Here is a 13,475-nt window from a genome sequence, read left to right on the forward strand (position 1 = left end):
TATGATTTGACTGGTTAAATGTCCTTACAGTGTAAATATCCTCAAATGTCATAGGTGGTGACAACTTCACCAATACGTGACAGTAGCCTAATTGAGCTTCACTGAATAATCTAGAACGTATGATGAATCAGGTCTAGGAAAGGATGTGGGTCATGCAAGCGGGTTCTCAAGACATTGAAAAAGGGTGGATCGCGTACACTTCAAACCGTGGCGGATCTTATGATATCTGGCTATATCAACTGAATGGAGGTTTAAATTCGAGGATAACGGATGGGATGGGCATGGAATTCTCTGTCCCTTACTGGGCTCCAGATAACAGCAAAATTGCTTTCATTGGTGTGAATAATGTAGTCTTTGTGCTCGATATCGCGACGCGTGCGATCGCCAGAATCGATCAGATAGAACCTTACACGCTGCTCGATTGGTCACCAGACAGCCGGTCACTTGTTTATGTGAAGAATGGGCGAATCATGATCTATGATACCTTCACACACCGGAGTTATTTCTTATTAGAGGTAGGAGCTCGTGATGCACAGTGGTTCCCTTCCGGTAAAGAGTTAATATTTGCAGCTCCCGACATTAACGGAAACACACAAATTTACCGTATTCGGACCGATGGTTCAAATCGGAGACAAATTACGCGGAATACGGGCGGCCCGCTTCATCAGCTTCGGATTTCTCCAGATGGCAAATTTGCATTGTATACCTTCCCGGGTGCAAGCATATCATTGATTTCGGTTGTAAATTTAGAAACCGGGGCTACGAATACACTTGCAGGGGGATCACTTTCTAAAAATTATTTTCCTGCCTGGTCCCCTGATTCACAAAACATCGCTTACAGTGCAACCGAATTTAAGGAGCCCACTTATTATTCGCACATCCAAATCGACAGTTTCATGGGCAACCATCAAAGGACGATTACGATATCTAATTGTTTCTCCACACCAGTTGACTGGTCTCCAGACGGTAAAAAAATCGCATACTTATCAGGATGCACCAATGCAGAAAGGGCGAGTCAGCTCTGGATTGTGGATATTAGTGAGCAGAGGCCGGTATACCTGCTTAACGGAGGTCAAATGACCGCTCTTCAGTGGTCCCCTAAGATTCGAAGGCCGCCACATTATACTTTCACAAGCTTCATATACATGGTATCCTTTCCATATCCCGCTAATTGGAGTCAGGTGAGTGAGGAAAGGTACGAAGGACCAGACGGTTTTTTTCAAGTATCCGCCATATCCGGCAGTGAGGATATTTCCGATGTATGCAGTTCCGAAGCCTATCATCCGTTAATGCCCTATGGCTCTTCACCAATGGTGATCCAGACATCGATTCAACATCAAGATGCATGCTTCATTTACCCATCGGCAGATCAGCCTCCAGAAATGAATCAACAAGCAGCGCTTATTGTCAGATACCCACGACCTGTTCAAATTGGAGGGACCTATTATAATTACTTTATCTTGTATGCTGATGTGAATCATATTCGGTCAATCGGCGGAAGACTGACATTTATTCAGTAGCATGCAGCGGAAAACAACTTTCTAAATGACCGATTGCATCTTAAGTGTCTTGGATCGGTCATTAGGATCCGTTGATTATTTATAGTGAGGAGGCTAGTCTCTTGATTCAATTGGAAAAAACACCATCCGTTTATCTAATCTCTGGTCCACTGGGAGTTGGGAAATCGACAGTATCCAAGGCTTTGGCTGATACAATGAACCAGTGTGCTTTAATCGAAGGAGATCTGCTTCTTCATGTATACCGTGGAGATACTGAACCCGAATGGGAGGAGCGCCTTCGAATCGCATGGCTAAATATTACGGCAGTTACAAGGAATTTGATTATGAACGGAATTCCTGTCGTTATCGATTTTGTCGTCGAAGATGAGCTTGAGTGGTTTCGCGAACAGTTATCGGATCTGGGTGTGGAACTTCACTACGCAGTGCTGCATGCAGAGCCGGATACGCTGAACACACGACTTCAACAGAGAGGGGATGGACAGTACATTGAGCGATCACTCTTTCTGCGAACCCAATTAATATCTTCTTCTAGCAATCAGGCCTTCCTGTTGGATGCCGGTCATAAGCGTCCAGATGAGCTTGCAAAGGAAATTTTTGAAGATGTGAGGTTTCGTCTAGCTCATACATAAAATCAAAAAAACCCTGAGTTTTTCTATGTTAAGAAAAACTCAGGGCAGACCCTAAGCTTCTCTAAAAATAAGAAAAGCTTAGGGTTTTTTTGCTATTGCAATATGCAATGATTTCACACTATCTTAACATTTGAGCAATCAGGGAGAAAATAATGACGATCACGAACAATAAGGTCATATGATTCAAGGAGAAGATAAACATCTTCTTCGCCCAGCCCGTAATGTCAGATTTGCGATAGCTCACCAAGCTGAAGATAAACCAGGCAAGACTTAAGGCAAAGGCAATTCCGGCAATGTAAGGATTAAACGGCCAGAACAGGGCGCTTGAAGCGATAAGCAATATCAGATAAAAATTGGTTTGCAAATAAGTCCGCTTGATTCCTTTTACAACAGGCAGCATAGGTACTTTGGCTGCTTTGTACTCGTCCAATCGGCGGATGGCGATCGCATAGAAATGCGGCATTTGCCATATGAGCATCGTCGCAACCAGCGCCCAGATTTCGAAGTGTCCGAGCTCGCTCGAGATGACAGACCACCCAATAAGCGGAGGAACGGCTCCGGAGATACTGCCTACTTCCGTATTGTAAATGGTTGTCCGTTTGGTCCACATCGTATAAGGCACAACATATAGGAATAATCCGAGAAATCCAAAAAATGCAGCCATCGGTGAGCTAAAATAGAGCAGGAGTATACCGAGAGCACTCATCAGGAATCCGAGGATAAGACCTGACTTTGTATCCACTTTGCCTGTGACGGTCGGGCGATCCTTGGTTCGCTGCATAATGGCATCGATGTCCCGGTCGTACAGATTGTTAAATGTACCCGCAGAACCGATAACGAGCGAGGAACCAATAATCGACAAGATAATAGCGCCCAAATGGTCAATAAACGAAACATTGAATACATAGAGCGCCATACTAAGTCCGGCAAACATCGCGATGAGATTTGATTTTATGATTCCTGTCTTAATGGTCGCAAAGAAAACCTGTGGCAGGGATTGAACATCCGCTTGCGCACTTGATCCTGAACTGTTATTAATTGTACTCATAATTCCACTCACTTCTATGATTAAATTAGTATATGAATCAATTTCATAATACCTTTGGTTGCTTCAATCAAGACTATATATAGAGAAAAATGATTTTATTTGTCTATATATAGTTTCAATTTCACCTTTTTAATGATTTATGAAATTGATTCTATCTATATAGATTGAACTAAATTTGATCTACTGTCTAGCCTGAATGTTACATGTTCCTGTTAAATCTTTAGTTCAACTGTATACAGCATACCAATTTTTAAAGGAAAAATGTTTGTTTGTTAAATATTTAATAATTCATTCAATAAATTGTGAACTTCTTATTAACTTTTTCATAAAGGTATTTTAATATTCAGAAAATGTGTTCTTCCTACCTATGCGTTTTCATACTTTTGTCGATGAATGCCTTTCATTTTTACATAATCTGGATCTTTCTTTACAATCTCCCACTGGGCTTTGAATATAGCTGCTGCCTCCGCCTTTACCGGATCATTCTGAAATGGCAGAAGGGAGCCATCCTCCTTGGCATATTTTCTCCCGCCTTTATGATTTGCATATCTTCTTGCACGTGTGTAGCCCATTTGTAAAAATTTCCGTGCCATGTCCATTCCTACAAAATCGTCCTGCTTCTTATATTGAAGAAACATGTCGTATATCTTTTTGGAGGATTCCTTCGCTATTTCGGGTGTTTTGAATCTCCAGTGGGGGAGAATCTCGCTCTTGTAGGGCTCAACAAGCAGAACACCTTGTTCTCCACGGCCAATCGTATAAAGTTCCGGGTGCTGTCTAAGGTCAAGTTCGTCATATTTTAAATCATAATCGAATGATTTCATCGCAGATCAGTTCCTCCTGTTGGCTGAGTATACTTCTATATACCCTGCCTAGAGTCACCTCACCATTTCAAGGAACCTTGTTGCTGCGCTGGATATGGGCATATTACGCATAATCATAACGCCTACCTTGGATGGAGGCAGATTAATATCCAGTTCAATCTCAAATAAAGAGCCTTCCCTCAATTCTTTAGACACGAATTCACGAGTGACATACGATATCCCTAAACCCCTTCGGGCAAATTCAATAAGCAAGTCCACACTGCCGACTTCAATCTCAGGCTTCAGCTCATATCCATATCGTTGAAACAGTTCAGTGACGGCCATTCTGGCCCGGCTGTTACGCGAGAATAAAATGACAGGATATTCCATCATCTCTTCCATAGACAGCTGTACCCCTTTGAGCTCTGCATAATGTTCTCCTGCGACAAAACAATCCTGAAGCTGAATACTTTCGGTTACTTCAAGATGGGAATCGACGATTGGCATTCGGACGACACCGAGATCAATGCGGCCTTCTTTGAGGTAAGAGATGACCTCAGGTGTGGTTCCATGGTTAAGATGCAGCTTGACGCCCGGGTATTTCGCGTGATAATCCTCAAGAAATGGAAGCAGGTAGTGTTTAAATAACGAATCACTGCCTCCCACACGGAGTTCTCCGCTGTCCAGATTTTTTAATGCTGCCATTTTTTCCTCGGCAAGTGAGATCATAATTTGAGACTGTTCTATATATGAAAATAGAATGGTTCCTTCCTGTGTTAGATTAACTCCCTTGGAGGTACGGTAAAACAGCGTCACGCCAAAGCTCTCTTCAAGCTGTTTAATAGCATGGCTTACGCTAGGTTGTGTAAGGTACAATGCTTTTGCTGCCTGGGTTAAACTCCCTGTTTTGGCAGCCCAATAGAAAACTTTGTATAGTTCATAATTATTTGTCATAGATGTGGTCTATATCTCCTCTGAAATATATTAATTACATGTATAACTGTTCTTTGTATTATAGTGTAACTAAGAAATAGATACCAGAGATGATCGCAGCCATACGAAATTTCCGGTGACTGTGTACTCTCAGCAGGAAGGAGATCATGGAAGTGAACCCTACAACTTTTGTATTGTTTGGAGCTACAGGCGATTTGGCCAAACGAAAAATATATCCAGCACTTTATCATTTGTTTCTAAACGGAAAGCTGCCAGAGACATTTTCTCTGATTGGTCTAGGAAGAAGAAGCTTATCTGATGAAACCTTCCAGGCCCATGTTAAGCAGTCTCTTTTTGATTTTTATCGTTTCGAAGTGAAGGAAGATCATACGTTACAAGCATTTCTCAGCTTATTCGGCTTTAATATTTTAAATATTGATAAACAAGAGGATTTTGTTCAATTAAAAGAACGCATTCAAGCGTGGGAGCAGGCTCATGAAGGCCGTGCGAATCGTTTCTTCTACCTTTCTGTAGGACCCGAGTTCTTCGGAACGATCGCATCGCAGATCGAGAACAGCGGACTCGGTGAGGTTACGGGCTGGAAGAGACTTGTCATCGAGAAGCCTTTCGGACATGACCTGGCTTCGGCTCGGGTACTGAATGCTCAGCTCAGCGAGGCATTCTCTGAAGAGGAAATATACAGAATAGACCATTACCTCGGCAAGCCGATGGTTCAGCGTCTTGAAGCATTACAGCAAGCGAACCCGGTCATTCAGGCCTTGTGGAATAATCGTTACATTGCAAACGTTCAGATTACGGCGGATGAAACCGTTGGAGTGGAAGAACGTGCAGGCTACTATGATCATGTCGGTGCTGTACGTGACATGTTCCAGAATCATATGCTGCAGCTGCTCATGATGCTGGCCATCCAGGTGCCCCAGAACAGCCCATCTGCAGAGAATGTCAGATTGAAGAAGAAAAAGGTGCTTGAAGCCCTTGAACCTCTGCAGAGACAGGATGTTGCCACACGCATCGTGCGCGGACAATACACTGCTGGAACACTTCGTGGAACGCCAGTCCAAGGATATACTGCAGAGCCCGGTATTGCAGAAGATTCGATGAATGATACGTTTATCGCTGCCAAGCTGAACATTGACAACTACTACTGGCGTGGAGTTCCGTTCTATATCCGTACGGGCAAACGTTTGAAATCCAAGCACACACGGATGGTTGTTGAATTCAAAGATCCGATTAAATCACTTGGAAGTACTCAACAATCCATTACGCCTAATCTGCTCATCTTTGATATTGGTCCAGATGAAGGAATCACGCTGCAGCTGAATACGAAGGACCGTGAGCATCATGGCGGGTTCAAGCCGGTCAACATCGATCTATATCCTGACCGGACCGAAGCACCTGAAGCTTATGAGACCTTGATTAACGATGCCTTGATTGGCGACTCGACCTTCTTCGTGCACTGGGATGAAGTGGAGCTATCCTGGAAATGGGTACAACCAATACTTGAGGCTTTTGCTGAGAATGAAGTGCCGCTTCATCCGTACCCTGCAGGTTCTCACGGTCCGGCAGCAGCAAATGAAATGCTTGCTCATGACGGTTATCGTTGGTGGTTTGATGAGCCGGCTGAGACCTTTGCCTTACATGAAATGGAGACTACTGCTGAAGATGAATCTTCAGAAGCTACTCCCGTTGCACAAGTTATTGTAGGATAAATTTGGGTAAGTTCTGTTCATCTGAATGAATTTCACATTCTTAGTACAAGATGTGAGATGTGAGATTCATTCGTCTACAGATTAATTTATATATTTACCAAATCGATATTAAAACACATTACAGGAGGCTACACAAAATGAAATTCTTTATTGACACAGCGAATGTACAGGATATTAAAACCGCTTATAAAATCGGAGTGCTATCTGGAGTAACAACGAATCCATCTTTGGTAGCCAAAGAAGGCGTAAAATTTGAAGATCGAATTGAAGAAATTTTGCAGCTTGTACCTGATGTAGAATCCGTATCTGCAGAAGTAACGCCTGACGCGATATCGGCAGAAGAGATGATTGAACAGGCCAATGAGCTCATTAAGATTAATAACAACGATAAGAACATTACGATCAAGCTGCCAATGACCCTCGCAGGTCTTGAAGCATGCCGTTATCTTGCCAATAAAGGTGTCAAAACTAACGTTACATTGATATTCACAGTGAACCAAGCGCTTCTTGCTGCACGTGCAGGTGCGACTTATGTATCACCATTCCTTGGCCGTTTGGACGATATCTCAGAAGATGGCGTTCAATTGGTATCCAAAGTAGCTGAATTGTTCCGTACGCACAACCTGGATACACAAATCATCGCAGCATCTGTGCGTCATCCGGATCATGTAACACGTGTTGCTATGGCAGGTGCGCACATCGCTACTGTACCTTTCTCCGTTATTGAGCAAATCTCTAAGCATCCACTGACTGATCAAGGTCTTGAGAAATTTGCAGCGGATTGGCAAAAAAGCGTGAAATAATCGAAGTAAACTGGAAACCGAAACAGGAGGAGAAGAGATTCGTGAGCAAACAACAAATCGGGGTAGCCGGCCTTGCGGTGATGGGTAAGAATCTGGCCTTAAATATGGAGAGCAAAGGCTTCACAGTAGCTTTATATAATCGATCGTCAGAGAAGACCAAAGAACTGCTGGCAGAAGCAGAAGGTAAAAATTTTGTAGGCACATACAGTATTGAGGAATTCGTAGCATCCCTTGAAACACCGCGCAAGATCATGATGATGGTCAAAGCCGGCGAACCGACGGATGCGCTTATTGAACAGCTTGTACCTCACTTGGAAGAGGGAGATATTCTGATTGACGGTGGAAACGCCTATTTCCCTGACACCGAACGCAGATATCAAGAGCTCGCAGCCAAAGGGCTTCGGTTTATCGGAGCTGGTGTTTCCGGCGGTGAAGAAGGAGCACTTAAAGGACCTGCCATTATGCCTGGCGGACAAAAAGATGCTTATGATCTCGTGGAACCGATTCTTACAGCCATTTCTGCAAAAGTAAATGGAGACCCTTGCTCCACTTATATTGGAGAAGGCGGCTCCGGTCATTACGTGAAAATGGTTCACAATGGTATCGAGTACGGTGATATGCAGCTGATTGGTGAGGCGTATCACTTGCTGAAGGATGTTCTTAATCTGAACACAGATGAGCTGCATGAGATCTTCACAGAATGGAACCGCGGTGAGCTGGACAGCTACTTGATTGAGATTACAGCTGATATCTTCTCCAAACAAGATCCTGATACAGGCAAGCCGATGGTTGATGTCATTCTGGATGCTGCAGGTCAGAAGGGTACGGGGAAATGGACAAGTCAAAGCTCTCTTGATCTAGGGGTTCCGCTCTCCATCGTAACGGAGTCTGTATTTGCACGCTTCCTGTCCGCAATGAAGGAAGAACGCGCAGCGGCCAGCAAGATTCTGAGCGGTCCTGATACTAAACCTTATGATGGTGATGCTAAAGAATTTATTGAAGCGGTTCGTAAAGCTTTGTATGCGAGCAAAATTGCTTCTTATGCCCAAGGATTTGCACAGCTTCGCTCTGCATCAGATGAATACAACTGGAATCTGAATTTCGGAAGTATTGCTATGATCTTTAGAGGAGGCTGCATTATCCGTGCCCGTTTCCTCGAGAATATCAAGGAAGCTTACGACAAGAATCCAGACCTCAAAAATCTGCTGCTGGATGATTACTTCGGCTGGGTAGTGAACAACTATCAGGAAGCTTGGAGAAAAGTAGTCTCTATCGCCGTTCAGTATGGTATTCCGGTTCCTGCGTTCGCTTCTGCGCTCGCCTACTATGACAGCTATCGTACAGAGCGTCTTCCGGCAAACCTGCTGCAGGCTCAGCGTGATTACTTTGGCGCGCATACGTTCAATCGTGTGGACAAGGAAGGAACCTTCCATTACCAATGGATGGAGTCTGCTGAGAAGGTTCTGGAGACGAAATAAAATTGCAATTATAAGCCGATTCATAATGATCAGAGTGCTCATGGTTACCATCAGGTAGCCGTGAGTACCTTTTTTTATATGCAGATGTATTTTTTTAGATAGGTGTTATTGCAGTAATATTGATAGGCAGGGTCGTATTCGAGAATATTATGGGCCGAAAGAAAGATAAGATGATATTGATTCTATTTTTTAAAATAGGTGAAATACTTTTCTGTCGAAATTTGCTATGATGAGGGGGAATAACGCTTCAGATAACATGGGGAGGGGAAGTATGGGCAAGAAAGTAGCAGTATTAGGTGGAGGAGTTGCAGGTTTAACGGCCGCACATGAGCTCGTCGATCGCGGTTTTGAAGTGGAGGTGTACGAATTCAAAGCCATTCCAGGGGGGAAGGCACGCAGCATGCCTTATTCTGGCTCTGCTGTAGGGGATCGTTCGGATCTTCCAGGCGAGCACGGATTTCGGTTGTTCCCGAAGTTCTATAGACATGTCATTGATTCGATGAAGAAAATCCCTTATGAAAATGGGAAGGTGGTATACGATAATTTGGTGGAAGTGCCCCGTCTGGATATTTCTACAGATACACATCCACTCGTTCCACTTGTGACCGAGATGAAATTCTCACTTGATGATCTCCGAGATTTAATCAAATTGTTATTTGATAATAAACTAGGCTTAACAGAAGCTGATCTGGAACAGTATACATCTAAGCTATGGCAGGTCATGACCAGCTGTGATGAGAGACGAGAGAATGAGTATCAGGACATACCTTGGTGGGAGTTCATTGAAGCAGACAAATATTCTCCAGCCTTCCGCAAAGTGTTTGGCAATATTACGAAGACGCTGGTCGCGTGCAAGTCGACTAAGGCGAATACCAAAACTGTAGGTACGGTTGCGGCACAGATGACACTGGATATATTGACCCCAGGCTTATCGTTTGTGCGCATTCTGGATGGACCTACGAATAATCGCTGGATTGACGCTTGGGTTCATTATATCGAGAGCAAAGGTGCGATCTACGAAACTGAGGCGCAGGTAAAGGAACTCCACTATAAGAACGGTCAGATCAGCGGGGTTACGGTAGTGAAGAATGGAGAGAGCAGCACGATCACAGCTGATTACTATGTAGCTGCTTTTCCGGTAGAGATCATGTCAGAATTTATTACGAACGAGATGGCATCGGCTCATGATGAATTAGCGAACATCCGCCTGCTGTCGAAGTCCATCGATTGGATGAACGGTATTCAATTCTATTTGAAGGAAGACGTCCCTGTGGCCCCTGGTCATGTGATGTATTTTGATTCTCCATGGTCATTAACCTCCATATCGCAGGCCCAATTCTGGGATGGCTTCGATTGGAGCAATTATGGAGACGGACAAGTTAAAGGCGTATTGTCAGTAGATATATCTGATTGGGAAACTGAAGGAATACATATTCGCAAACCGGCTATGGATTGTACACCGGAAGAGATTAAAGAAGAGGTATGGGAGCAGCTAAAGAGGGGATTGAATGTAGGCTGCACCATTTTGCGTGATGAAGTGCTGCATTCATGGTTCCTGGATACAGATATACATTTCGAGAATCCGCATCATACGGTGAATCTGGAGCCCCTGTTAATCAATGAGGTGGGAACCTGGGAACTGCGCCCGAATGCGTATACCTCCATTCCAAACTTATTCCTCGCCTCCGACTATGTTAAGACCAACACGGATCTCGCTACGATGGAAGGTGCAAATGAAGCAGGAAGAAGAGCGGTGAATGCCATTCTTCATGCAGCAGGCTCTAGTCAGAAGCTGTGCAAGATTTGGGAGATGTATGAATATGATTTTCTCGGTGTTGATTATTTGGCACCATGGCATGCACATGACCGTCACCGATATCACAAGGGACTTCCTTGGGACGGTAAAATATAATCGATAATTCCTCAAAGCATCGTCTTGTAAAAGGCGGTGCTTTTTTATGCTTAAATTTAGCATTTCCAGGTTCAAATTTAGCATTTTAAGGTTTAAGTTTATATATCCCACTCTACAATTTAAGTTATTTAACTAAAGATTAAGAACGATCTTTAACTAATCTTTAGATTGGCTTGAACGTAACTTTAACCGATTCTTGTAAGATCATAAGTACCAAGTGAGGAACCCCAGTATAGAAAGGAAGATTTTGATGCATACCCAATCAATTCCTGTAACAAAAGTTATCGTCAGATTGGCGAAAGGGGAGGAAACGTTTGTTGCTGTCAGTAACGATTCGGTTTCTGCCGGATATGACTGGAGAGTTGAACCGGGTTCACCGATATCGGTAACCAGAGAGGTATATACCCCTGCTCCCGTTAAAGATCATGCATCATTATTACCTTCCGTCCTGCATGTATTTACCCTAAGGCTTGAACAAGAATTGACTGGAGAGTGGATCGAACGTATTGAGCTGATCTCGCCGGCACTGGGCGAGACGATTCGAGTGATTGAAGCTCATATTGGAGCTGTTCATTATGGTTAATCCGGTGCTTAATCGAGATGAGGCAATGCGGTGGGGTAACATGATTAAGGCTTTGTATACAGCAGGTGATGAGGCTTCAGATGCGGGTACTACTCCAAATATCTCATGTCCTTCTAATTGGCGTATCATTGCCAATATTACGCTTGAGCCTTCCCAATTCCAATGGCAATCGGAACAATGTATCGGTTGTATCATCCAGTCGATCGCCGATCCTTCCATCTATGCAATCTTGTTCCGCGGGACAGCTGCGCTGCTTAAATGGGCAGAGCATTTCGATTTCTTCCTGCTGTCCTATTCTGAACCAGGTGGAATCGGCAAAGTGGAGGAAGGATTCGCAAGGATGTATCGATCCTTGAAGGTCTGCTGTACGGTGACCAATAAGGTACAGATGCTCACAGCGTACATTGAGGATATGAATGCTTCTCATTTGATAGTGGCAGGCCATAGTTTAGGGGGAGCCTTAGCCATGCTTACTGCTTTTGCAGCCGCTTTTTACAATATAGATACAGAGGTTTACACTTTCGGTTCACCCATGGTAGGGGATCGGGTGTTCATAGAGACATATGAACAGGCTGTTCCTCGTACGTTTCGAATATATAATGTGCCTGATATCGTTCCGAAACTGCCGAGCTGCGAGCTGGGTTACGTTCATCCAGAATCAGGATTTCAAGTTGATTCCTTGAACAATCCCGCGATTGGAAGAGGAATTACCGAATATCACAAGCTTGATACGTATCTGTCATGTATTGCTCAAATGAAGTTAGAGCACGATCAGAATAAAGAAAGAGTTGGATGATATGCTGAATTTATTCCGGAACAATCATAAACGTAGAGCAAGGTGGATTGAGCTGTATGCTGATATAGAATCCCTGCTTCACCAAATGAAGGAGAAGTATAAGCATTTCAAGGAATTAAACGATGAAATTCATGATAAACTGGGTCTGCTATATACAGAGCATGACTTTGCTCCACAGGCAGAGCTCCATGAAATATGGAAGCTGTCTGAATTGACACATGATACTGGGGCTAACCGTACGCCGATGAGGATTTCCAGTTTAATAATGTGTACGGCTGCAGTGATTGGTTCAATTCTGCTGCTTGCTCCTGAAGCTACAGCCCAGCATATCGGAGCCGGATTATTTGATTCGGCTTGGGCAGCGAATTTCGCTGGCTCAGCCTTTGGTGCAGAGGTGAGCGTCGGTCTGACTGCAGGCGCATTGACAGCAGGTGCTGTCGCAGCGATGGCGGCCGCTGGAATCCGTGCAGTACAGCAGATGGTGCTGGGAAATAAACTTCGCAGAAATATTCATCATCTGAATCATATTCGGGCAATGAAGCTATTGACCTTGAATCGACTAGACATCATCATTCGCTCGATGCACTACATTAAGTATCAATTAGACCAAATGCAGGACAGAGGGGATGCTGTTACACGGGCCACGTTGCAGCAGATGGTCGTGAATTTTGTCGAACCGGCAGTAACCAAGGCAAACGCGCTTCAGCTGTCAGATGCCGTGCTTCAATTGAATCAAATGGACGAGGCTCGGGCCTCATGGACGCAAGACGATGTGGTACCTACAGCTTCACCTCAACCTCAGCGTTTTTTCCAAATTGACCAGGTTCCGATCCAATTCTTACCTTCGATTCCAGCGGATCTAAAGGCACTGAGCCTGACTTCACCGGACACCTTTGAACCCAAAGAGGTATATCCTGTCTTAAGATCCAATAGCTATACCTATTGGCCGCTCAGCTACGCAGATCATCGAATGGGGATGGCCATTGTCGTGTTTGACTCGGAGGGGAATTTGGTTAAACGATGGGATAAGATCGGTGCGAGGTATATTGTTGATATCACGGCCAATCCGACAAATCATGCGATGATCTTCAGAGGAGAATCCAATCATTATTTTTCGATGTCGTGGTCAGAACTGGGGGCAATGTAGATAGAAGTTTTTTTGTCGAATAATGGAAGAATACTCCTTCTCACTGACAACGCTTTTACGTATAATGATCTCAATACCTGTGCCATAAGTATA

General features: G+C 44.0%; 12 protein-coding genes. 9 read left to right on the forward strand and 3 right to left on the reverse strand.

What is annotated here, in order from left to right:
* The first annotated feature begins 152 nt into the window (after positions 1–152).
* Both BK126_RS17280 and BK126_RS17285 read left to right on the forward strand, forming a co-directional pair.
* A complete protein-coding gene (locus tag BK126_RS17280) occupies positions 153–1,520 on the forward strand; it encodes a PD40 domain-containing protein (protein ID WP_143757746.1) in 1,368 nt (455 codons plus the stop codon).
* A gap of 101 nt (positions 1,521–1,621) precedes the next feature.
* On the forward strand, positions 1,622–2,149 hold the full coding sequence (locus BK126_RS17285; protein ID WP_143757747.1) for a P-loop nucleotide/nucleoside kinase family protein: 528 nt from the start codon (positions 1,622–1,624) through the stop codon (positions 2,147–2,149).
* A gap of 118 nt (positions 2,150–2,267) precedes the next feature.
* Here BK126_RS17285 and cyoE read toward each other — a convergent pair whose 3' ends face one another.
* From cyoE to BK126_RS17300, 3 genes are all read right to left on the reverse strand, one after another.
* Positions 2,268–3,197, reverse strand: coding sequence for a heme o synthase (gene cyoE / locus BK126_RS17290; RefSeq protein WP_076313800.1), 930 nt, complete (start codon positions 3,195–3,197; stop codon positions 2,268–2,270).
* Positions 3,198–3,562: 365 nt separating this feature from the next.
* On the reverse strand, positions 3,563–4,021 hold the full coding sequence (locus tag BK126_RS17295; protein WP_076313801.1) for a DUF4385 domain-containing protein: 459 nt from the start codon (positions 4,019–4,021) through the stop codon (positions 3,563–3,565).
* A gap of 54 nt (positions 4,022–4,075) precedes the next feature.
* The gene (locus BK126_RS17300; RefSeq protein WP_076313802.1) at positions 4,076–4,954 is read right to left on the reverse strand and encodes a LysR family transcriptional regulator; all 879 of its coding nucleotides are present in this window, start codon (positions 4,952–4,954) and stop codon (positions 4,076–4,078) included.
* A gap of 152 nt (positions 4,955–5,106) precedes the next feature.
* On the opposite strand from BK126_RS17300, the gene zwf reads away from it, so the two are divergent.
* The 7 genes from zwf to BK126_RS17335 all read left to right on the forward strand — a co-directional run bounded on the left by zwf (position 5,107) and on the right by BK126_RS17335 (position 13,382).
* On the forward strand, positions 5,107–6,663 hold the full coding sequence (gene zwf / locus BK126_RS17305) for a glucose-6-phosphate dehydrogenase (protein WP_076314094.1): 1,557 nt from the start codon (positions 5,107–5,109) through the stop codon (positions 6,661–6,663).
* Positions 6,664–6,800: 137 nt separating this feature from the next.
* Positions 6,801–7,466, forward strand: a complete 666-nt coding sequence (gene fsa / locus BK126_RS17310; RefSeq protein ID WP_076313803.1) for a fructose-6-phosphate aldolase — start codon at positions 6,801–6,803, stop codon at positions 7,464–7,466.
* A gap of 41 nt (positions 7,467–7,507) precedes the next feature.
* Complete coding sequence (gene gndA / locus BK126_RS17315) at positions 7,508–8,944, forward strand: NADP-dependent phosphogluconate dehydrogenase (protein WP_076313804.1); 1,437 nt, start codon at positions 7,508–7,510, stop codon at positions 8,942–8,944.
* Between the two features lie 271 nt (positions 8,945–9,215).
* Positions 9,216–10,856, forward strand: coding sequence for a hydroxysqualene dehydroxylase (locus BK126_RS17320; protein WP_076313805.1), 1,641 nt, complete (start codon positions 9,216–9,218; stop codon positions 10,854–10,856).
* 250 nt (positions 10,857–11,106) lie between these two features.
* Positions 11,107–11,439: a hypothetical protein gene (locus BK126_RS17325; protein ID WP_076313806.1), complete on the forward strand. Its 333-nt coding sequence runs from the start codon at positions 11,107–11,109 to the stop codon at positions 11,437–11,439.
* A complete protein-coding gene (locus BK126_RS17330; RefSeq protein ID WP_076313807.1) occupies positions 11,432–12,235 on the forward strand; it encodes a lipase family protein in 804 nt (267 codons plus the stop codon). The genes BK126_RS17325 and BK126_RS17330 overlap by 8 nt, the downstream gene beginning before the upstream one ends.
* A gap of 1 nt (position 12,236) precedes the next feature.
* A complete protein-coding gene (locus tag BK126_RS17335; protein WP_076313808.1) occupies positions 12,237–13,382 on the forward strand; it encodes a hypothetical protein in 1,146 nt (381 codons plus the stop codon).
* Positions 13,383–13,475 lie beyond the last annotated feature (93 nt).

Source organism: Paenibacillus sp. FSL H7-0326, from assembly GCF_001955535.1.
Classification (GTDB): domain Bacteria; phylum Bacillota; class Bacilli; order Paenibacillales; family Paenibacillaceae; genus Paenibacillus; species Paenibacillus shunpengii.

What these genes read in the sequence shown, in the direction of transcription:
- BK126_RS17325 (WP_076313806.1), top strand. Translation starts at nt 11,107, where the DNA reads ATGCATACCCAATCAATTCCTGTAACAAAAGTTATCGTCAGATTGGCG.
- fsa (WP_076313803.1), top strand. Translation starts at nt 6,801, where the DNA reads ATGAAATTCTTTATTGACACAGCGAATGTACAGGATATTAAAACCGCT.
- BK126_RS17320 (WP_076313805.1), top strand. Translation starts at nt 9,216, where the DNA reads ATGGGCAAGAAAGTAGCAGTATTAGGTGGAGGAGTTGCAGGTTTAACG.
- BK126_RS17300 (WP_076313802.1), bottom strand. Translation starts at nt 4,954, where the DNA reads ATGACAAATAATTATGAACTATACAAAGTTTTCTATTGGGCTGCCAAA.
- BK126_RS17335 (WP_076313808.1), top strand. Translation starts at nt 12,237, where the DNA reads ATGCTGAATTTATTCCGGAACAATCATAAACGTAGAGCAAGGTGGATT.
- BK126_RS17330 (WP_076313807.1), top strand. Translation starts at nt 11,432, where the DNA reads ATGGTTAATCCGGTGCTTAATCGAGATGAGGCAATGCGGTGGGGTAAC.
- BK126_RS17295 (WP_076313801.1), bottom strand. Translation starts at nt 4,021, where the DNA reads ATGAAATCATTCGATTATGATTTAAAATATGACGAACTTGACCTTAGA.
- BK126_RS17280 (WP_143757746.1), top strand. Translation starts at nt 153, where the DNA reads ATGCAAGCGGGTTCTCAAGACATTGAAAAAGGGTGGATCGCGTACACT.
- cyoE (WP_076313800.1), bottom strand. Translation starts at nt 3,197, where the DNA reads ATGAGTACAATTAATAACAGTTCAGGATCAAGTGCGCAAGCGGATGTT.